The organism is Burkholderia sp. AU32262 (assembly GCF_020419985.1).
GTDB classification, from domain to species: Bacteria; Pseudomonadota; Gammaproteobacteria; order Burkholderiales; family Burkholderiaceae; genus Burkholderia; species Burkholderia semiarida.
In genome coordinates this window covers 25,828-45,138 of sequence record NZ_JAIZRS010000039.1, presented here as the reverse complement: position 1 = coordinate 45,138, position 19,311 = coordinate 25,828, and the positions used below count along the sequence as shown (strand labels likewise).

General features: G+C 67.5%; 19 protein-coding genes. 12 read left to right on the top strand and 7 right to left on the bottom strand.

Annotated elements, in window-relative coordinates:
* The first annotated feature begins 58 nt into the window (after nucleotides 1-58).
* The 8 genes from rpe to LGN10_RS31060 all read left to right on the top strand — a co-directional run bounded on the left by rpe (nucleotide 59) and on the right by LGN10_RS31060 (nucleotide 7,397).
* Nucleotides 59-745, top strand: coding sequence for a ribulose-phosphate 3-epimerase (gene rpe / locus LGN10_RS31095; RefSeq protein ID WP_059576943.1), 687 nt, complete (start codon nucleotides 59-61; stop codon nucleotides 743-745).
* A 4-nt stretch (nucleotides 746-749) separates the two neighbouring features.
* Nucleotides 750-1,514: a phosphoglycolate phosphatase gene (locus LGN10_RS31090; RefSeq protein WP_059576948.1), complete on the top strand. Its 765-nt coding sequence runs from the start codon at nucleotides 750-752 to the stop codon at nucleotides 1,512-1,514.
* A 357-nt stretch (nucleotides 1,515-1,871) separates the two neighbouring features.
* On the top strand, nucleotides 1,872-3,365 hold the full coding sequence (gene trpE, locus LGN10_RS31085; RefSeq protein ID WP_124863509.1) for an anthranilate synthase component I: 1,494 nt from the start codon (nucleotides 1,872-1,874) through the stop codon (nucleotides 3,363-3,365).
* Nucleotides 3,366-3,378: 13 nt separating this feature from the next.
* A complete protein-coding gene (locus LGN10_RS31080; RefSeq protein WP_059640152.1) occupies nucleotides 3,379-3,978 on the top strand; it encodes an aminodeoxychorismate/anthranilate synthase component II in 600 nt (199 codons plus the stop codon).
* Nucleotides 3,979-3,991: 13 nt separating this feature from the next.
* Entirely contained in the window at nucleotides 3,992-5,023 is a 1,032-nt protein-coding gene (gene trpD, locus LGN10_RS31075) for an anthranilate phosphoribosyltransferase (RefSeq protein ID WP_059577389.1), read from the top strand.
* Between the two features lie 28 nt (nucleotides 5,024-5,051).
* Complete coding sequence (gene trpC / locus LGN10_RS31070; protein ID WP_226226055.1) at nucleotides 5,052-5,837, top strand: indole-3-glycerol phosphate synthase TrpC; 786 nt, start codon at nucleotides 5,052-5,054, stop codon at nucleotides 5,835-5,837.
* Nucleotides 5,837-6,463: a CYTH domain-containing protein gene (locus LGN10_RS31065; protein ID WP_060315368.1), complete on the top strand. Its 627-nt coding sequence runs from the start codon at nucleotides 5,837-5,839 to the stop codon at nucleotides 6,461-6,463. Before trpC ends, LGN10_RS31065 begins: the two co-directional genes overlap by 1 nt.
* 13 nt (nucleotides 6,464-6,476) lie before the next feature.
* Nucleotides 6,477-7,397 carry a uracil-DNA glycosylase gene (locus tag LGN10_RS31060; protein ID WP_226226053.1) on the top strand — a complete coding sequence of 307 codons (921 nt, stop codon included), beginning with the start codon at nucleotides 6,477-6,479 and terminating at the stop codon, nucleotides 7,395-7,397.
* Nucleotides 7,398-7,513: 116 nt separating this feature from the next.
* Here the strand turns inward: LGN10_RS31060 and LGN10_RS31055 are convergent, their stop codons facing one another.
* From LGN10_RS31055 to LGN10_RS31040, 4 genes are all read right to left on the bottom strand, one after another.
* Complete coding sequence (locus LGN10_RS31055) at nucleotides 7,514-8,110, bottom strand: FMN-dependent NADH-azoreductase (RefSeq protein WP_059577049.1); 597 nt, start codon at nucleotides 8,108-8,110, stop codon at nucleotides 7,514-7,516.
* A gap of 147 nt (nucleotides 8,111-8,257) precedes the next feature.
* Entirely contained in the window at nucleotides 8,258-10,057 is a 1,800-nt protein-coding gene (locus tag LGN10_RS31050; protein WP_226226051.1) for a M61 family metallopeptidase, read from the bottom strand.
* Between the two features lie 105 nt (nucleotides 10,058-10,162).
* Nucleotides 10,163-10,891, bottom strand: a complete 729-nt coding sequence (locus LGN10_RS31045; protein WP_059577055.1) for a DsbC family protein — start codon at nucleotides 10,889-10,891, stop codon at nucleotides 10,163-10,165.
* Between the two features lie 90 nt (nucleotides 10,892-10,981).
* Entirely contained in the window at nucleotides 10,982-12,160 is a 1,179-nt protein-coding gene (locus LGN10_RS31040; protein WP_060965524.1) for a UbiH/UbiF family hydroxylase, read from the bottom strand.
* 247 nt (nucleotides 12,161-12,407) lie between these two features.
* Here LGN10_RS31040 and ychF point away from each other — a divergent pair, with 247 nt between their 5' ends.
* Together ychF and LGN10_RS31030 are read left to right on the top strand one after the other, a co-directional pair.
* Nucleotides 12,408-13,502 (top strand): redox-regulated ATPase YchF, encoded by a 1,095-nt coding sequence (gene ychF, locus LGN10_RS31035; RefSeq protein ID WP_006482062.1) that lies wholly within the window; start codon nucleotides 12,408-12,410, stop codon nucleotides 13,500-13,502.
* A gap of 107 nt (nucleotides 13,503-13,609) precedes the next feature.
* Nucleotides 13,610-14,035 (top strand): lysozyme inhibitor LprI family protein, encoded by a 426-nt coding sequence (locus LGN10_RS31030; RefSeq protein WP_226226050.1) that lies wholly within the window; start codon nucleotides 13,610-13,612, stop codon nucleotides 14,033-14,035.
* Between the two features lie 292 nt (nucleotides 14,036-14,327).
* Here LGN10_RS31030 and gabP read toward each other — a convergent pair whose 3' ends face one another.
* From gabP to LGN10_RS31015, 3 genes are all read right to left on the bottom strand, one after another.
* Nucleotides 14,328-15,719 carry a GABA permease gene (gabP, locus tag LGN10_RS31025; protein ID WP_124659025.1) on the bottom strand — a complete coding sequence of 464 codons (1,392 nt, stop codon included), beginning with the start codon at nucleotides 15,717-15,719 and terminating at the stop codon, nucleotides 14,328-14,330.
* 375 nt (nucleotides 15,720-16,094) lie between these two features.
* Nucleotides 16,095-16,439 (bottom strand): MmcQ/YjbR family DNA-binding protein, encoded by a 345-nt coding sequence (locus LGN10_RS31020; RefSeq protein WP_124659026.1) that lies wholly within the window; start codon nucleotides 16,437-16,439, stop codon nucleotides 16,095-16,097.
* Nucleotides 16,440-16,520: 81 nt separating this feature from the next.
* On the bottom strand, nucleotides 16,521-17,786 hold the full coding sequence (locus tag LGN10_RS31015; RefSeq protein WP_124659027.1) for an MFS transporter: 1,266 nt from the start codon (nucleotides 17,784-17,786) through the stop codon (nucleotides 16,521-16,523).
* 193 nt (nucleotides 17,787-17,979) lie between these two features.
* Here LGN10_RS31015 and gcvA point away from each other — a divergent pair, with 193 nt between their 5' ends.
* Nucleotides 17,980-18,897, top strand: coding sequence for a transcriptional regulator GcvA (gcvA, locus tag LGN10_RS31010; protein ID WP_124659028.1), 918 nt, complete (start codon nucleotides 17,980-17,982; stop codon nucleotides 18,895-18,897).
* Nucleotides 18,898-18,996: 99 nt separating this feature from the next.
* Nucleotides 18,997-19,305 carry a DUF3761 domain-containing protein gene (locus tag LGN10_RS31005; RefSeq protein WP_060965518.1) on the top strand — a complete coding sequence of 103 codons (309 nt, stop codon included), beginning with the start codon at nucleotides 18,997-18,999 and terminating at the stop codon, nucleotides 19,303-19,305.
* Nucleotides 19,306-19,311: the final 6 nt, after the last annotated feature.

Sequence of the window (19,311 nt, the reverse complement as noted above, 5' to 3'; positions counted from 1 at the left end):
CCGGGTCGCCGGACGGTAGAATGACGGTTTTGCGCCGCAACGTCCCCGCTCCCCTGCCATGACTCAATTCCGCATCGCTCCCAGCATCCTCTCGGCCGACTTTGCCCGGCTCGGCGAAGAAGTCCGCAACGTGGTCGCCGCCGGCGCCGACTGGATTCACTTCGACGTGATGGACAACCATTATGTGCCGAACCTCACGATCGGCCCGCTCGTCTGCGAGGCGATCCGCCCGCACGTGCAGGTGCCGATCGACGTGCACCTGATGGTGCGCCCGGTCGACCGGATCGTGCCCGATTTCGCGAAGGCCGGCGCGAACCTGATCAGTTTCCACCCGGAAGGCTCCGACCACATCGACCGCACGCTGTCGCTGATCCGCGACCACGGCTGCAAGGCCGGTCTCGTGTTCAATCCGGCCACGCCGCTGAACTACCTCGACCACGTGATGGACCGCCTCGACTTCGTGTTGCTGATGTCGGTGAACCCCGGCTTCGGCGGTCAGTCGTTCATTCCGGAAACGCTGAACAAGCTGCGCGAAGCGCGCGCGCGCCTCGACGCGTACACGGAGCGCACCGGCCGCGAGATTCTGCTCGAGGTCGACGGCGGCGTGAAGGCCGACAACATCGCGGAAATCGCGGCGGCCGGCGCCGACACGTTCGTCGCCGGTTCGGCGATCTTCGGCAAGCCCGACTACCGCAAGGTGATCGACGAGATGCGCGCGGCGCTCGCCACCGTCGAGCGGAGCTGACACCGTGGCCGACTCGTCGTTCGCCGGCCACGCGCCGGCCGGGGCCGCCACGGACGCGGCCCCGATCCGCTTTGCCGCACCGCGCATCGATGCCGCGCTGATCGACCTCGACGGCACGATGGTCGACACGGCCGACGATTTCACGGCCGGCCTGAACGGGATGCTCGCGCAGCTCGGCGCGCCGGCCACGTCGCGCGACGAAGTCATCGGCTACGTCGGCAAGGGCTCCGAACACCTGATCCAGAGCGTGCTGAAGCCGCGCTTGCCGGCCGACGAAGCGCACGCGCGCTTCGACGACGCACTGGCGATCTACCAGACCGAATACGCGAAGATCAACGGTCGCCACACGCGTCTCTATCCGGACGTGGCAGCCGGCCTTGACGCATTGCGCGCGGCCGGCATCCGGCTCGCGTGCGTGACGAACAAGCCGCACCGCTTCGCGGTCGAGCTGCTCGAACAATACGGGCTGGCCGGCTGCTTCGGCATCGTGCTGGGCGGCGACAGCGTCGCGCGCAAGAAGCCCGATCCGCTGCCGATGCTGACAGCCTGCGACGCGCTCGGCGTCGCGCCGGGCGCCGCGGTCGCGATCGGCGACTCGGAAAACGACGCGCTGGCAGGCCGCGCGGCCGGGATGGCGACGCTGACGGTGCCGTACGGCTACAACCACGGCAAAGCTATACAAACGATAAATTCGGATGGTATAGTCGATTCGTTGCTGGTCGCGGCTCGCGCAATTTCCGCGCACAATGCCGGCCGGCCAACCGTCTGATTATTTCTTCCATCCGCATGTTTCTGAATAAAAAACGGAGTCTGAGCAGCATCGACCGGGGAGCCTGGCCCTGGCGTCGCTGGTCGCGCTAACCTCTTCGATGAGGTACGCTGAAGCACGTCTTCAGCGCCGTTTTTTATCTCGCTGCGCATCCGCGCGCCGACCGTCGCACCACCTCGAGTTCCACCGCGTCCGAACGCTCGCGTTCAGGATCCGCCGCAGGCTCGCGACGTTCACGCCCGGAGTGCCGGCCGGCAACAGGCACTTCTCGATCGACCGCCCTTTCGCCGACGGCCACCCGCGCAGCGTCAAATGATCCCTGGCGCACGCGCCGCTCGTCCCGAACAGGACCGGAACATGACCGAACTCGAATTCCAATCGCTCGCGAACGAAGGCTACAACCGCATCCCGCTGATCGCGGAAGCCCTTGCCGATCTCGAAACGCCGCTGTCCCTCTACCTGAAGCTGGCCCAGCCCGAACGCGCGGGCGCCAACTCGTTCCTGCTCGAATCGGTGGTCGGCGGCGAACGCTTCGGCCGCTACTCGTTCATCGGCCTGCCCGCCCGCACGCTCGTACGCACCCGCAACGGCGTGTCGGAGGTCGTGCGCGACGGCCAGGTCGTCGAGACGCACGACGGCGACCCGTTCCAGTTCATCGAATCGTTCCAGGCCCGCTTCAAGGTCGCGCAGCGCCCGGGCCTGCCGCGTTTCTGCGGCGGCCTCGCCGGCTACTTCGGCTACGACGCGGTGCGCTACATCGAGAAGAAGCTCGCGAACACCGCGCCGCGCGACGATCTCGGCCTGCCCGACATCCAGTTGCTGCTGACCGAGGAAGTCGCGGTGATCGACAACCTCGCCGGCAAGCTCTACCTGATCATCTACGCGGATCCGGGCCAGCCCGAAGCGTACGCGAAGGCGAAACAGCGCCTGCGCGAACTGAAGCAGCGTCTGCGCACGACCGTGCAGCCGCCCGTCACGTCGGCGAGCGTGCGCACCGAGACGTTCCGCGAATTCAAGAAGGAGGATTACCTGGCCGCCGTGCGCCAGGCGAAGGAATACATCGCGGCCGGCGAGCTGATGCAGATCCAGGTCGGCCAGCGGCTGACGAAGCCGTACCGCGACAATCCGCTGTCGCTGTACCGCGCGCTGCGCTCGCTGAACCCGTCGCCGTACATGTATTACTACAACTTCGGCGATTCCCACGTGGTCGGCGCGTCGCCGGAAATCCTGGTGCGCCAGGAAAAGCGCGGCGACGACCAGATCGTCACGATCCGGCCGCTGGCCGGCACGCGCCCGCGCGGCAACACGCCCGAGCGGGACGCGGAACTCGCGACCGAGCTGCTGAACGATCCGAAGGAGATCGCCGAGCACGTGATGCTGATCGACCTCGCGCGCAACGACGTGGGCCGCATCGCGGAAATCGGCTCGGTGCAGGTGACCGACAAGATGGTGATCGAGAAGTACTCGCACGTGCAGCACATCGTCAGCTCGGTCGAAGGCAAGCTGAAGCCCGGCATGACGAACTACGACGTGCTGCGCGCGACGTTCCCGGCCGGCACGCTGTCCGGCGCGCCGAAGGTGCGCGCGATGGAACTGATCGACGAGCTCGAGCCAGTCAAGCGCGGGCTGTACGGCGGTGCGGTCGGCTACCTGTCGTTCTCGGGCGAGATGGATCTCGCGATCGCGATCCGCACGGGCCTGATCCACAACGGCAACCTGTACGTGCAAGCGGCGGCCGGCGTCGTCGCGGATTCGGTGCCCGAATCCGAATGGCAAGAGACCGAGAACAAGGCGCGCGCGGTGCTGCGCGCGGCTGAACAGGTCCAGGACGGCCTCGATAGCGACTTCTGACCGGAGACTGACCATGCTGCTCATGATCGACAACTACGACTCGTTTACCTACAACCTGGTCCAGTACTTCGGCGAACTCGGCGAGGACGTGCGTACCTGCCGCAACGACGAAATCACGCTCGACGACATCGCGCGCCTGAACCCCGACACCATCTGCCTGTCGCCCGGCCCGAGCAATCCGCAGCACGCGGGCATCACGCTCGACGTGCTGCGCGAATTCGCGGGCAGGAAGCCGATCCTCGGCGTCTGCCTCGGCCACCAGGCGATCGGCGAAGCGTTCGGCGGCCGCGTCGTGCGCGCGAAGACCATCATGCACGGCAAGGTGAGCCGGATCGAAACCGACTGCCGCGGCGTATTCGCCGATCTGCCGAAGCATTTCGACGTCACGCGCTATCACTCGCTCGCGATCGAGCGCGAATCGCTGCCCGACTGCCTGGAGGTATCTGCGTGGACCGACGACGGCGAGATCATGGGCGTGCGCCACAAGACGCTGCCGGTCGAAGGCGTGCAGTTCCACCCGGAATCGATTCTCTCGGAGCACGGCCATGCGCTGCTCGAGAATTTCCTGAAGCAGCATCGCGCAGCGGCGCATGCCGCCGCACCGACTGCTTGACGAGAGACGCACGATGACGATTACCCCGCAGGAAGCGCTGCAGCGCACGATCGAGCACCGCGAGATCTTCCACGACGAAATGCTGCACCTGATGCGCCTGATCATGCGCGGCGACATGTCGCCCGTGATGGCGGCCGCGATCATCACCGGGCTGCGCGTGAAGAAGGAGACGATCGGCGAGATCGCCGCCGCCGCGACCGTGATGCGCGAATTCGCGAACCACGTCGAGGTGCAGGACAACTCGAATTTCGTCGACATCGTCGGCACCGGCGGCGACGGCTCGCACACGTTCAACATCTCGACCGCGTCGATGTTCGTCACGGCGGCCGCGGGCGCGAAGGTCGCGAAGCACGGCAACCGCGGCGTGTCGAGCAAATCCGGCAGCGCCGACGTGCTCGAAGCGCTCGGCGTGAACATCGACCTGCAATCGGACCAGGTCGCCGCGTCGATCGCCGAAACCGGCATGGGCTTCATGTTCGCGCCGAACCATCACCCGGCGATGAAAAACATCGCGGCCGTGCGCCGCGAGCTCGGCGTGCGCACGATCTTCAACATCCTCGGCCCGCTGACCAATCCGGCCGGCGCGCCGAACCAGCTGATGGGCGTATTCCACCCCGACCTCGTCGGCATCCAGGTGCGCGTGATGCAGCGCCTCGGCGCGCAGCACGTGCTCGTCGTGTACGGCAAGGACGGGATGGACGAGGTGTCGCTCGGCGCCGCGACGCTCGTCGGCGAATTGCGCGACGGCAAGGTGCACGAATACGAGATCCATCCGGAGGACTTCGGCCTGCAGATGGTGTCGAACCGCACGCTGAAGGTGGAAAATGCGGACGAATCGCGCACGATGCTGCTCGGCGCGCTGGACAACCAGCCGGGCGTCGCGCGCGAGATCGTCACGCTGAACGCGGGCACCGCGCTCTATGCGGCCAATATCGCCGAGTCGATCGCGGACGGCATCCAGCTCGCCCGCGAAGCAATCGCGAGCGGCAAGGCCCGCGCGAAAGTCGACGAACTCGTGCGCTTCACGCAGCAGTTCAAGCGCTGACCCTCTTACGAATCCAGCAGGAACCCACATGAGCGACATTCTCGACCGAATCATCGCCGTCAAGCGCGAAGAAATCGCGGCGGCCATGCGCAGCGCGCCGCTCGAGGCACTGAAACTCGAAGCATCGGCGCGCGACCTGCGCGACTTCGTCGGCGCGCTGCGCGCGAAGCACGCGACCGGCAACGCCGCCGTGATCGCCGAAATCAAGAAGGCGAGCCCGTCGAAAGGCGTGCTGCGCGAGCATTTCGTGCCGGCCGACATCGCGCGCTCGTATGCGGCGCACGGCTCCGCGTGCCTGTCGGTGCTGACCGACGAGCAGTTCTTCCAGGGCGGCGTCCGCTACCTCGAGGAAGCGCGCGCGGCCTGCACGCTGCCGGTGCTGCGCAAGGACTTCATCGTCGACGCGTACCAGATCGTCGAAGCCCGCGCGATGGGCGCCGACGCGATCCTGCTGATCGCCGCCGCGCTCGACACGCCGCTGATGCAGGATCTCGAGGCCTATGCGCATTCGCTCGGCCTCGCGGTGCTCGTCGAAGTGCACGACCGCCACGAGATGGAACAGGCGCTGACGCTCAAGACGCCGCTGCTCGGCATCAACAACCGCAACCTGCGCACGTTCGAGACGTCGATCCAGACCACGCTCGACATGCTCGACATGATCCCGGCGGACCGCATCGTCGTGACGGAATCGGGCATCCTGTCACGCACCGACGTCGACACGATGCGCGCGGCGAACGTGAACACGTTCCTCGTCGGCGAGGCGTTCATGCGCGCCGATCAGCCGGGCGAGGAACTCGCACGGATGTTCTTCTGATGGCGATCGAAAAGGAAATCAAGCTCGCGCTGCCGGCCGGCCAGGCCGATGCCGCGCGCCGCTTCTTCGAGACGCTGACCGGCGAACCCGGTCACGCGATCACGCTCGCGAACGTCTATTACGACACGCCCGACCTCGCGCTGGCGCGCTCGAAGAGCGCGGTGCGCGTGCGCCGCACGCCGGACGGCTGGCTGCAGACGTTCAAGACGGTCGGCAGCGCGGAAGGCGGCCTGCATAGCCGCCACGAGTGGGAACTGCCGGTCGCGGGCGACGCGCTCGAAATCGACGCGCTCGTCGCGGCCTGCGACGTGCCTGAAGCCGCCGCCGCGCTGAATGACGCGGCCGGCGCGCTGCATGCGCTGTTCCGCACGGATTTTTCGCGTACGCTGTGGCGCATCGCCATCGGCGGCGCAACCGTCGAGGCCGCGGTGGACCTCGGCGAGATCGTCGTCCAGGCGGAACACGAAACGCGCCGCGAACCGATCAGCGAAATCGAACTCGAACTGATCGACGGCCCGGAAACGGCGCTCGCGACGCTCGCCGCCGAATTGCAGCAGGCGCTGCCGGGCCTCGTTCCCGAAAACATCAGCAAGGCGCAGCGCGGCTACCGGCTGCGCGCGCAATAAACCCGCATCACGCATGGCAACCCGCAAGACTTCCCGCGCGCCGCAACAGGCGTCGCTGTTCGACGATCCCGTGCCGGAAACGGCACCGGACGATATTCCGTCCCCGGCTTCCGAGCCGCCTGCCGCTCGGCGCAAAGCAGCGAAGAAAACCGCAGCACCCGCACCCGCGCCAGCCTCGGCCTCGGCCGCGACCCCGAAGCCCGTCGCCGCCGACGTACCGCATCTCGCCGCGCAATTCGACGCGCTGCCGGCTGTCTGGCGCGACGTGCTGAAACCGTTCACCGACAGCGACGCGTACGCGCCGCTGTGCCGCTTCGTCGATGAGGAGCGTGCGGCCGGCAAGACGGTCTACCCGACCGACGTGTTCCGCGCGCTGCGCCTGACGAGCCCGGACGACGTGAAGGTCGTGATCCTCGGCCAGGATCCGTACCACGGCGACGATCGCGGCACGCCGCAGGCGCACGGCCTCGCGTTCTCGGTGCCGCCGGCCGTCCGCACGCCGCCGTCGCTGCGCAACATCTTCAAGGAAATCGCCGCGAACTTCGGTCACGACACGCCGCGGCACGGCTGCCTCGACACGTGGGCGCGCCAGGGCGTGCTGCTGCTCAACACCGTGCTGACGGTCGAGCGCGGCGCGGCAGCGAGCCATGCGAAGCGCGGCTGGGAGCAATGCACGGACACGCTGATCCGCGAGCTCGCCGGCCGTCATCGCGGGCTCGTGTTCATGCTGTGGGGCGCGCACGCGCAGGCCAAGCGCGCACTGTTCGACGCGAACGCGCATTGCGTGCTCGAGGCGCCGCATCCGTCGCCACTGTCCGCGCATCGCGGCTTCCTCGGCTGCCGCCATTTCGCGCTCGCGAACGACTATCTGGTCGAAGCAGGCCGCGAACCGATCGACTGGCGTCTGCCGGACGTGGCCGAAACGCTCGCGTAACGGCCCAGGCGGCGGGTTTGCCGGCCCGAATGCAACAACGCCGCGCCCCTTTCGGGGCGCGGCGTTTTTTATCGGGTGACGCAGCCGGTGCGTTGCACCCGCGTCGACCTCACGCGTTACGCGGCGGCGATTGCTTCGCGCGCGCTGGCGAGCGCGGCGCTTTGCGCATCCGGGCCGAGGTTCAGGCCTTCCGCGAAGATGAAGCTCACGTCGGTCAGGCCGATGAAGCCGAGGAACGTGCGCAGGTACGGCGTCTGGCTGTCGTTCGGCGTGCCGGCGTACTTGCCGCCGCGGGCCGTCACCACGTGAACCTTCTTGCCCTTGATCAGGCCTTCCGGACCGTTCTCGGTGTAGCGGAACGTGACGCCTGCGCGGGCGATCCAGTCGAAATACGTCTTCAGTTGCGACGAGATGCCGAAGTTGTACATCGGTGCGCCGATCACGATGATGTCGGCAGCCTGCAACTCGGCGATCAGCGCATCGCTCTTCGCGACGATCGCATTCTGTTCCGCGGTGCGCTTGTCGGCCGGCGTGAAGAATGCGCCGAGCACCGATTCGTCGAGGTGCGGCAGCGCATCGGCCAGCAGATCGCGAACCACGACGTTCGCGCCGGGGTTCGATTGTTGCAGCTTTGCCGTCAGTTCGTTGGCCAGCAGCGTGGATTGCGCACCTTGCGAACGCGCAGCGGAATTGATTTGCAGAATGGTCGTCATGTCAGGCTCCGGTGGGGTTGCGCTTCGGTAGCGCGAGTGACGCCATTGTGCGTGGCCGCATGACCGCGAAAAAGCGGGCCCAGGGCGACGGATTGTTGCAGCAGCAGAACAATCCTTGATCGCGCCCCGATACCCGCTTTCGGACGATTATCCCTTCAGCCAGGCTTCGCGGGCCTTCGTGGCCGCAGCCGGCTTCGCGGCCGCCGTCAGCCGGTAGCGCGTGACGTCCGGGCCGTCGAGCTTCAGTTTCGCGGTGCGCAGCTCGTCGCGGCGAAACGCGTGAACCTCCACCTTGTCGCCCGGCCGGTAGCGCGCGAGCAGCGCATCGAGGTTCGCGCCCGTCACGCGCAGCCCGTCGACCGCGATCAGCGTGTCGCCGGCCGACAACCCCGCGCGATGCGCGGCGCCGCCTTCGTAGACCGCCGCGAGCGTGCAGTCCGCGCCGCCGCGCAAACGCGCGCCGATCGTCGGCTTCGCGGCCGCGCCGGTCGCGACGTCGGGCGCCAGCGTCACGCCGAACGGCGCGAGCAGTTCGGCAAGCGGCAGATCGCGCGTGCCGTGCACGGCGTCGGCGAACAGGCGGCCGAGCGCGACGCCCGTCGCTTCCTCGATCAGCGCCTCGACTTCGTTTTCCTCGACGCCCGCCTGCTTGCCGCGATAGAAGTCGCGGCCGTAGCGTTGCCACAGCAGGCGCATCACGTCGTCCAGCGACTTCCGGTTGCGCGTGCGCGCACGGATCGCGAGATCGAATGCCAGCGCGACGAGCGAGCCCTTCGTGTAATAGCTGACGATCGCGTTGGTCGCGTTCTCGTCCTGGCGGTAGTACTTGATCCACGCGTCGAACGAGCTTTCCGCGACGCTCTGCTTGAGCCGGCCCGTGCCGCGCAGCACGCCGCCGATGGTGCGGCCCAGCGCCGCGAAATATTCGTCCTGCGACATCAGCCTGCTGCGGACCAGCATCAGGTCGTCGTAATACGACGTGAAGCCCTCGAACAGCCACAACAGCGACGTGTAGTTCTCGCGCGTGAGGTCGTACGGCACGAACGCCGCCGGCTTGATGCGCTTCACGTTCCACGTGTGGAAATACTCGTGGCTGCAAAGCCCGAGATACGTGCGATAGCCTTCCGTCGTTTCGGGGCGCCCTTTCACCGGCAGGTCGGTCCGGTTGCAGATCAGCGCGGTCGACGCGCGATGCTCGAGGCCGCCGTAGCCGTCGCTGACTGCAAGCGTCATGAACACGTAGCGGTCCATCGGCGCCTTCTTCGATTTCGGCTCGAACAGCGCGATCTGCGCTTCGCACACGCGCTTCAGATCGGTACGCAGCCGCTCCAGGTCGAGCTGGGTCACGCGCCCTGCAATCACGATGTCATGCGGCACGCCGTGCGCGTCGAACGTCGCGAGCGCGAATTCGCCGATCGTCACCGGATGGTCGGACAGTTCGTCGTAGTTCGCCGCGCGATACGCGCCGAAACCGTAGCGCTTCGTGCCGCGCGCCTCGGGCAGCGCGGTGCCGACACGCCACGTGCGGAACGCCGCGCCGGCCGGTTTCGCGATGTCGACTTCGCAGGGCGCCTCCTCGCGGCCCGCGACGCTCAGGAATACGGCCGTCGCGTTGAAGAAGCCGCCCGATTCGTCGAGATAGGCGGAGCGCACCGACAGGTCCCACGCATACACGTCGTAGCGCAGCGTCAGCGCGCCGGTGACGGGCGCGGCCTGCCACGTATGCTTGTCGGTCTTCGCGATGCGCACCTTGCGGCCCGCGTCGTTGAACGCGCCGAGCGTCACGATGTTGCGCGCGAACTCGCGCACGAGATAGCTGCCCGGAATCCATACCGGCAGCGAGAAACGCTGGCCTTCGGGATCGGGATCGGCAACCGTCACCGTCACTTCGAACAGGTGCGCGGCAAGATCTTTCGGGACAATCGAATAGCGGATCGGCTGGGTCATCGTGGCAATCGGTCGGTCGAATACGGCGGCGAAAACGAAGAGAGGCGCCGGCAGATCGTGCGGGCGCCCCTCGCTGGCCGGGCCATGCGCCCGGCGTGCAGTCGGTTACTTGCTCGAGGCGAGCGCCTGGTTGAGCTGGTCGGCCGATACCGCGCCCGGCAGGCGGCGGCCGTCCGGCAGGAAGATCGTCGGCGTGCCCGTGACGTTCATCCCGCGGCCCAGCGCGAGGTTCTTGTCGAGCGCGCTGGTATCGCAGGTACCAGGGCCGGACGGCGCGCGGTGGTCGAGCATCCAGCTCGCCCACGTCTTCGCGCGGTCGGTGGCGCACCAGATCGCCTTCGACTTCGCGGTCGAATCCGGCGACAGCACCGGGTACAGGAACGTGTAGACGGTCACGTTGTCGACCGACTGCAGCGTCGTCTCGAGCTTCTTGCAGTACGGGCAGTTCGGATCGGAGAACACCGCGATCTTGCGAGCGCCGTTGCCCTTGACGACCTTGATCGCATTCGCGAACGGCAGGCTCGCGAAATCGATCTTGTTGATTTCGGACAGGCGGGCGTCGGTCAGGTTCTTGTGCGTCTTGGCGTCGACGAGATCGCCGAGCAGCACGTAGTCACCCGCCGCGTCGCTATAGATGATCTGCGAGCCGAGGTTCACTTCGTAAAGCCCTGCAACCGGCGATTTCGACACGCTCTTGATCGGCGCGTCGTTGCCGAGACGGGCTTGCAGCGTGGCCTTCAGCTTGTCGGTGGTCTGGTCGGCCTGCGCGGTGCAGCCCAGCGTCGCCATCGCGACGGCCAGCGCCAGCGATGCGATGCGGATCGTTTTTTTCATCGAAATCTTCCTTCAGCTCAATCGGAGTGCTCGGCACAGTGTACGCCGTTATGGAACCGTCTCCGACCCGTGCAGCGGCAGAAGGTTCGATCAGCCGAGCGCGGCCGACACGAGCCAGCGCTTGACGAGCGGCTGCGCGCCGACGAACGCCATGCCCGCATTGCGCACCGCCTTCGCGAGCGAGCCGGGCACCGCGAACAGCCGCTGCAGGCCGTCGGTGGCGACCATCAGCGCGCGGATGTCCTCGCGGCGCGAACGCTCGTAGCGGCGCAGCAGCACCGTATCGCCGAGATTTCGGAAGCTTTCCTTGCCCGCGATCGCGTCGGCGAGCGCGGCGACGTCGCGCAGGCCGAGGTTCATCCCCTGCCCCGCGAGCGGGTGGATCAGGTGCGCGGCATCGCCGACCAGCGCGACGCGCGGCGCGATCAGCTTGTCGACCGTCTGCAGCGCCAGCGGGAAGCCGGCGGCCGGCGTCACGCATTCGAGCGTGCCGAGCTGGCCGTGCGACACGCGCTCGACCTCGGCCGCGAGCTGCGCCGGATCGAGCGCCAGCAATTCATCCGCATGCGCGGTGTGCGCGGACCACACGAGCGACACGTGACCGTCCGGCAGCGGCAGCAGCGCGACGATCTCGCCTTCGTGGAACCACTGCCAGGCCGTCTCGCGGTGCGGCCGCGACGCCTTGAAGTTCGCGACGACGCCCGTCTGCCGGTAGTCGCGCCGCTCCACCCTGGCCCCCATTTGGGAGCGCACCCACGAATGCGCGCCGTCGGCGCCGACGACGAGATCGGCCTCGAGCACCTGCCCCGACGACAGCGTGAGCACGGCCGCGTCGTCGCGCACGTCGAAACCCTGCGCGCGCGCATCGAACCACGTGAGGTTCGGCTGGAACCGCAGCGCGGCGTCGAGCGACGCCTCGACCAGCGACGACTCGGCGATCCATGCGAGCTGCGGCACGGACGCCTGGTAGGCGGAGAAATGCAGCTCGGCATGCGCGTCGCCATACACGCGCATGTCGTAGACCGGCGCGAGCCGGCCGTGGTCGAGCGCCTGCCACACCCGCAGCCGCTCGAGCAACGCCTGTGAACTGGACGACAGCGCGTAGACGCGCGTGTCGAACGCGAGATCGGCGGGGCGCGGCGTGGCCGGCTGGGCGAGCAAGGCTGTCTTGTAGCCGGACTGGGTCAGCGCGAGCGCGGCCGTCTTGCCGACGAGCCCGCCGCCGACCACGGCGACGTCGAAGGTGTGGTGGGCAGTCATGGCGGGCATTATAGCCGCGGGGCCAAACCCTTACGCGGCCGGACTTTGCGGGAAATCAGCAGAATCGCAGGCGCGGTGCGCGGACGCGGCGGCGCGCCGCATCGGCCGTTCGGCGCCAGCCCGGAATCCGGGGCGCCGGCACGGTACAATAGCGTCTTTGACCGTCGGCCCGCCGCGCTCCACGCGCCGGCCGCCCTTTTTTCCCGCGCCGCCGTGCCCTGTCCGGCCGCGCCGCCTCACCCGTCCGAAGGATTCCATGAGTCTCAAATGCGGCATCGTCGGCTTGCCCAACGTCGGCAAGTCCACCCTGTTCAATGCGCTGACCAAGGCCGGCATCGCCGCCGAGAACTACCCGTTCTGCACGATCGAGCCGAACGTCGGCATCGTCGAAGTGCCGGATACGCGCCTGAAGGCGCTCTCCGAAATCGTCAAGCCGGAGCGTGTCGTACCGGCCGTCGTCGAGTTCGTCGACATCGCGGGCCTCGTCGCGGGCGCGAGCAAGGGTGAAGGCCTCGGCAACCAGTTCCTCGCGAACATCCGCGAAACCGACGCGATCACGCACGTCGTGCGCTGCTTCGAGGACGAGAACGTCATTCACGTCGCCGGCAAGGTCAGCCCGATCGACGACATCGAAGTGATCAACACCGAACTCGCGCTCGCCGACCTCGGCACCATCGAGAAGGCGCTCACGCGTTATTCGAAGGCGGCGAAGTCGGGCAACGACAAGGAAGCGGCGAAGCTCGTCGCGGTGCTCGAGAAGGTGCGCGCGCAACTCGACCAGGGCAAGGCCGTGCGCGGCCTCGCGCTGTCGGACGACGAACAGGCGCTGATCAAGCCGTTCTGCCTGATCACCGCGAAGCCGGCGATGTATGTCGCGAACGTGAAGGACGACGGCTTCGAGAACAATCCGCACCTCGAGGCGGTGCGCAAGTACGCGGAAAGCGAAAATGCGCCGGTGGTCGCCGTGTGCGCGGCGATCGAGGCGGAAATCGCCGATCTCGACGACGCGGACAAGGAGGCATTCCTCGCCGACATGGGCATGGAAGAGCCGGGCCTCGACCGTGTGATCCGCGCGGGCTTCAAGCTGCTCGGCCTGCAGACCTACTTCACGGCGGGCGTGAAGGAAGTGCGCGCGTGGACGATCCACATCGGCGACACCGCTCCGCAGGCGGCCGGCGTAATCCACACCGACTTCGAGCGCGGCTTCATCCGCGCACAGACGATCGCGTTCGACGACTTCGTCACGTACAAGGGCGAGCAAGGCGCGAAGGAAGCCGGCAAGATGCGCGCGGAAGGGAAGGAATATGTCGTGCACGACGGGGATGTGATGAACTTCCTGTTCAACGTTTGAGCGAATCTCCCAGGCGTACGGCAATTCACGGAGAACCCCTTGCGGCCATGGTGCCGCAAGGGGTTTTCCGCTTTATGCTCCCAGCATCATTCCGCTAGCAGGCCACGATGACGAAGCACTGCCTATGGGTGCTCATGGCGGTTTCGGCTGCCGCACTCGCCGACCCGACACCGGCCGACGAGATATCCGCGCGCAGCGGTTTGCCGGCCAGTGAAGTCACCGCGCTCTTGAACCACTGCGCTTCGAGCCAAACCGGCATGAATTTCTGCGCCTGGCGCGATCAGATCGTTGCGGAACGCGAACTGCAACACGTTATCGACAAAAAGGTCCGCGCGCACCCGGAGCGCAAAACGTCGCTCGAGGCGCGGATCTCAAAATGGAAGAAGGCGCGAGACGCCTCATGCGAAAGGTCCGCACGCAAGGAATGGGGTGGAGGATCCATGCTTCCTGCGGCGGTAGCGATCTGTGCGACGGCATCGACGAAGAAGATGACGAAGACACTGTCCTCGACGCGAGATCAGGCCCAATCCTGATGCAAAGATGCGAACACACGCGAACGTGCTCGCTACTGCGCACCGGCACAGCAGCCGCGCTTCGATACCGGCCGACGCAGAGCATAGCCGGTCGGCCGCTTCGATTACCGCGACGGGCGCGACGAATCGGATTTGATCCGGCGCGCTTCAGTATCGTTGCCCGATCGTTGATCCCGCGACGACATCCTGCCAATCGCGGAATAAAAACGGCCCGACCGGCAACACCGATCGGGCCATGTTTCACGGCGCGGGCTTTCCGCCCGCCATCACGTCACGCCATCACGTCACGCCATCACGTCGCCGACACGCGCCGCCCTTCACCCGCCCGCGCATCGCGCCCCCGCTTGTTCAACCACGACGCAAGCAGCACGAGCGACGCCAGCACGGCCGTCGCGCCCACTTCCATCCGGTGATCCTCGCTGACGAACATCACGGTCAGCGTGCCGCAGATGAACAGGATCACGGCCCACGTGAGCCACGGGAACAGCCACATCCGCAGCGTCAGATCGGCGCCGCCCGATTCGAGCGTCTTGCGCATCCGCAGTTGCGAGACCGCGATCACGAGATACACGAGCAGCGCGATCGCGCCCGACGTCGCGAGCAGGAACCCGAACACCTGCTCCGGCATCAGGTAGTTCGCGATCACGGTCAGGAAACCGAACGCGGTCGACGCGAGCACGGCCGCACGCGGCGTGCCGGTCGAATCGGTGCGATGCAGGAACGCGGGCGCGTCCTTGCGCCGGGACAGCGAGAACAGCATCCGCGACGCCGTGTACAGCGCCGAATTCAGGCAGCTCGCGACCGATACGAGCACGATCACGTCGATGATCGCCTTCGCGTTCGGGACGCCGATCAGTTCCATCGCGCGCTGATACGAGCCGTGCTTCGGCAGCAGCGGGTCGTTCCACGGCACGATGGCCGCGACGACGAGGATCGAGCCAAGATAGAACAGCGTGATACGCCAGATGACGGAATTCGTCGCGCGCACGATCTGGCGTTGCGGGTTGTCCGATTCGGCGGCCGCGATCGTCACGATCTCGGTGCCGAGGAACGAGAACATCGTCGTCAGCATCGCCGCCAGCACCGCGCTCGCGCCGTGCGGCATGAAGCCGTCATGCACGAACAGGTTCGACACGCCCGACACGGCCGGTGCCGGAATGATGCCGACGATCGCCGCGCCGCCGATGCACAGGAACACGACGATCGCGACAACCTTGATCAGCGCGAACCAGAATTCGAATTCGCCGTAGTTCTTGACGGAAAAGAGATTGGTGACGGTGAGCAGCAGCGTGATGCCGAGCGCGAAGATCCACGTCGCGATGTCCGGGAACCACGCATTGAGGATGGTCGCGGCGGCGGTCGCCTCGATCGGGATCACCAGCACCCAGAACCACCAGTACAGCCAGCCGATCGTGAAGCCGGCCCAGTGGCCGATCGCGCGATCGGCATAGGTCGAGAACGACCCGCTGTCCGGATGCGCGACGGCCATCTCGCCGAGCATGCGCATCACCAGCACGACCAGCACGCCCGCGATCGCATACGCGAGTATCGATGCCGGCCCGGCTTCCGCGATCGCGTGCCCGGAGCCGACGAACAAGCCCGCGCCGATCACGCCGGCAATCGACATCATCGTTACGTGACGCTGCTTCAGGCCCGTGCCGAGGCCCGTGTTGCTTCCACTCATCTGTCTCTCTCCAAAAAACGGTTCCGGTACGACCGGTGTCGCGTGAAGGCGGCGCGGGGAGTTGTCGTTCTTGGGTCCGGCCGCGGCCGCGCGTGCGTCGCACGCGGGCATGGGCCGGATGGGGCCGCTCCGGTGGGGTCGTCCGCGCAGTCTGCGAAGCTGCGGGTGCGATGCGGCGCGCCAAGCGCCGGCGCATCGCGTACGCCCGTTCCGTCGGCTGTCGTCAGCCGCCTTCGAAGCGAAGGAGTGTAAGCACCAAACGGTTCTTCACTAAGAACCAATTGAGGAATTTCGATGGAACCACTCGTTGCATCGATACGAACCGATGCAACGGTTGATTGGTTCCGGCGGCGGCTCGAGCACGGGGCGCGCCATTCAGTTCGCGTCGCGGGCGGCTTCGTCCCGCCACTTCGCCGGCACGATCGAGAGCCATTCTCGCAGAAGCAGGTTTTTCACGGCGTCGGGGCGCGCGGCCGACAGGCGCACCAGCACGATCGGCCAGCCGACATAGTGATCGGTCACGTAGTACACGTCGGGCGCCGACTCGATCAGCCATGCACGCTCGTCGGGGCCGACGCCCTTCACGACGAGCGTGTCGCCGTCCTCGCGCAGCCGCGCGAGCAGCTTGCCCTTCACCTTGAGCGCGGGCGTGCCGTACGACGTGCCTTCCTCGACGCCGCGCCATGCCAGTGCGATCTGCCGGACTTCGTCGAATGTCACGATGCCTCCTCCACCGTACGCCGATGGTTGACGGTCCGGCTACCCTACCGGAAACCGCGCGACACGCCCAGCCGCGCGGCGCTATGCGCCGGTCGCACGCGCGGCGGCCGGCGCACGCCCGGTGGTCGCGACGATCGCGAACGCAATCGCATTCGCGGCGGCGCTCGCGAGGATCGGCACGAGATAGCCGCCACCCGCGTCGTAGATGAAGCCGGCGGCGGCCGGCCCGATCAGCGTGCCGAACGCGACGCTCGTGTACAGAATGCCGATGATCGCGCTCACGTTGCGCCCGCCGAAATAGTCCATCACGACGGCCGGCAGCACGGCGACCCAGCCGCCGTAGAACACGCCGAACACCAGTGCGAACGCGGCCAGCGTCGCGACGGTGCCGGCGCCCGCCCATGCGACGAGCGCGACGGCCATGCCGGCGAACATCGCGAGCAGCGATGCGCGGCGGCCGAAGCGATCGGCGAGGCCGCCGAGGAAGAAGCGGCCGGCCGTGCTGCCCACGCCAATCGCGCCGAGCAGCAGCACGGCCGTCGACGGCGCGACGCCATGATCGAGCGCGTACGGCACGAGGTGAACGAACGGGACGAACACGCCGAACGAGCAGACGAGGCAGGCCGCATACAGGCTCGCGAACGGCCGCGACGTGACGGCTTCGCGGACCGTCGCGCCGGCATGCACGTTCGCACCGGTCGACGCAGCAGCGGCATCCCGACTGCCGCCGCCGGGTGCGTCGCCGTCCGGCAGCAATCCCCGCCTGCGCGGATCGTTCTCGATCAGCAGCGACATGCCGGCTCCCAGGACGATCACGAGCGCGGCCAGCGTGAAGTACGCGCCGCGCCAGCCGACCTGCGCGATCAGCGCGGACGCGAGCGGCGGCATCACCAGCGTGCCGACGCCGATCCCGGCGACCGCGAGCCCCGACGCGAACCCGCGCCGGCGCACGAACCAGCGCTGCACCGCACCGACGGCCGGCACGTACGCGCAGCCGACGCCGAACCCGACACCGAGCCCGTACGCGACATAGACTTGCAGCAGCGTATGCGCCGCGCCGGCGGCCGCGAGCCCCGCGCCGGTCAGCAGCATCCCGGCGACGGCGAGCCGCCGCGAGCCGAAACGATCGGCCAGCGGCCCGCTGACGATGCCGAAGCCGAAGTACAGGAAGCCGGCGAGCGAGAACACGAGCGAGATCTGGCCGCGCGACGCGGCGAAATCCCGCTGCAACGACTCGACGAACGCGCTGAACATATACGCGCTGCCGAATCCGACGAACGTGACGGCGAACGCGGCCGCCACCACGTACCAGCCATAGAAAAGGCGCGACGCGCCCGGGCGGTTCATGACGATGCTCCTCTCAGGTTCGACCGGCCGCCGCGCGGCAGCCGTGTTGCCCCATGGATATAGTTGAACTATGTTGACCGCATCGGCTGCCGGCAGGCAGCCGCAAAACAAGCGATCCGATGCATCAACGGTACTCGCGCGTACGCGCCGCCTCAAACGATATTTCGTCGACCTTTCGATTTAGAAAAACTGAATGAATCGTTCCCGCCTGCCGCCGCTCAACGCACTGCGCGCCTTCGAAGCCGCGGCCCGCCACCTGTCGGTGAAGTCGGCGGCCGAGGAGCTGTCGGTCACGCCGGGCGCGGTGAGCCAGATGATCCGCGTGCTCGAGACGCATCTCGGCGTGCAACTGTTCGAGCGCGTGAACCGCGGGATCCTGCTGACGGCCGCCGGCCGCGACTACCTGCCGCCCGTGCGCAACGCGTTCCGGCAGATCGCCGATGCGTCGCAGCGCGTGTCGGGCGCCGCCGACAGCGGCGTGCTGACGGTGAGCGTCACGCCGTTCTTCGCGTCCGCGTGGCTCGTCCCGCGCCTCGCGCAGTTCCGGCAGGCGTGCCCGGACGTCGACCTGCAGGTCGTCACGAGCCACGCGCTCGCGGATTTCGCGCGCGACGGCGTCGACGTCGCGATCCGGCACGGCCTCGGGCGTTACATCGGGCTATGCAGCGAACGGCTGCTGACGGTGGAAATCGTCGCGCTCGCGTCGCCCGAACTCGTCGCGCGGCTCGGCATGCCGGCGACGCCGGCCGCGCTCGTCGGCTGGCCGCAGTTGCACGACGCCGAACGCAAGGGTTGGCACATCTGGTTCGGCGCACAGCGGATCGACGATTTCGGCCCGCCGCGCGGCCCCGCGTTCGACGATTCGGGCCTGCTGCTGCAGGCGATCGTCGCGGGCCAGGGCGCCGGGCTGCTGCCGGCCGCGATGGTGCGCGGCGAGCTGGCGAGCGGCCGGCTCGTGCAGCTTGCCGATGCCGCATGGCTCGACGATTTCGCGTACTACCTCGTCTATCCGCCGCATCATGCGGAACGGCCGAAGGTTGCCGCGTTCCGCCGCTGGATTCTCGACGCCGCGCAGGCCGACGGCGCGGCGTCGATGTCCGGCGCGACGTAGCGTCGCGCGGATACACGGCGCCGATCCGCTAACATGCGGCGCGGGCGGTCGGCCCGACATCGCCCGACATCGATAACAACGAACCGAACGAGAGAGACCATGCGTGCCCTGCTCCGCCGCGCGACACACGTCGCGACCCTGTCCGCCGCGCTCTTCGCCGCGGGCGCCGCGTTACCCACGCCGGCGCATGCCTATCGCGCGTCGCCCGGCTACGGCAACGAAGCCGATCTCGACCGTCACGACACGTATCGCAACCGCGACGGCGAAACCGTGCATGCGCCCGCGCATTCGAAATCGGGCCGCGTGCCGGACGGCGCGAGCGCGCGCTGCCGCGACGGCACGTACAGCTTCAGCCGCCACCGGCGCGGCACGTGCTCGGGGCACGGCGGCGTCGCCGCGTGGCTGTGAGCGCGG

Excerpts from the sequence above, each read along its gene's own strand:
- LGN10_RS31045 (WP_059577055.1), bottom strand. The coding sequence starts at position 10,891 with ATGAAAAAAACGATCCGCATCGCATCGCTGGCGCTGGCCGTCGCGATG.
- LGN10_RS31005 (WP_060965518.1), top strand. The coding sequence starts at position 18,997 with ATGCGTGCCCTGCTCCGCCGCGCGACACACGTCGCGACCCTGTCCGCC.
- LGN10_RS31050 (WP_226226051.1), bottom strand. The coding sequence starts at position 10,057 with ATGACCCAGCCGATCCGCTATTCGATTGTCCCGAAAGATCTTGCCGCG.
- LGN10_RS31030 (WP_226226050.1), top strand. The coding sequence starts at position 13,610 with ATGACGAAGCACTGCCTATGGGTGCTCATGGCGGTTTCGGCTGCCGCA.
- LGN10_RS31055 (WP_059577049.1), bottom strand. The coding sequence starts at position 8,110 with ATGACGACCATTCTGCAAATCAATTCCGCTGCGCGTTCGCAAGGTGCG.
- trpD (WP_059577389.1), top strand. The coding sequence starts at position 3,992 with ATGACGATTACCCCGCAGGAAGCGCTGCAGCGCACGATCGAGCACCGC.
- LGN10_RS31015 (WP_124659027.1), bottom strand. The coding sequence starts at position 17,786 with ATGAACCGCCCGGGCGCGTCGCGCCTTTTCTATGGCTGGTACGTGGTG.
- LGN10_RS31060 (WP_226226053.1), top strand. The coding sequence starts at position 6,477 with ATGGCAACCCGCAAGACTTCCCGCGCGCCGCAACAGGCGTCGCTGTTC.
- gabP (WP_124659025.1), bottom strand. The coding sequence starts at position 15,719 with ATGAGTGGAAGCAACACGGGCCTCGGCACGGGCCTGAAGCAGCGTCAC.
- rpe (WP_059576943.1), top strand. The coding sequence starts at position 59 with ATGACTCAATTCCGCATCGCTCCCAGCATCCTCTCGGCCGACTTTGCC.
- LGN10_RS31065 (WP_060315368.1), top strand. The coding sequence starts at position 5,837 with ATGGCGATCGAAAAGGAAATCAAGCTCGCGCTGCCGGCCGGCCAGGCC.
- LGN10_RS31080 (WP_059640152.1), top strand. The coding sequence starts at position 3,379 with ATGCTGCTCATGATCGACAACTACGACTCGTTTACCTACAACCTGGTC.
- gcvA (WP_124659028.1), top strand. The coding sequence starts at position 17,980 with ATGAATCGTTCCCGCCTGCCGCCGCTCAACGCACTGCGCGCCTTCGAA.
- trpE (WP_124863509.1), top strand. The coding sequence starts at position 1,872 with ATGACCGAACTCGAATTCCAATCGCTCGCGAACGAAGGCTACAACCGC.
- trpC (WP_226226055.1), top strand. The coding sequence starts at position 5,052 with ATGAGCGACATTCTCGACCGAATCATCGCCGTCAAGCGCGAAGAAATC.
- LGN10_RS31040 (WP_060965524.1), bottom strand. The coding sequence starts at position 12,160 with ATGCCCGCCATGACTGCCCACCACACCTTCGACGTCGCCGTGGTCGGC.
- ychF (WP_006482062.1), top strand. The coding sequence starts at position 12,408 with ATGAGTCTCAAATGCGGCATCGTCGGCTTGCCCAACGTCGGCAAGTCC.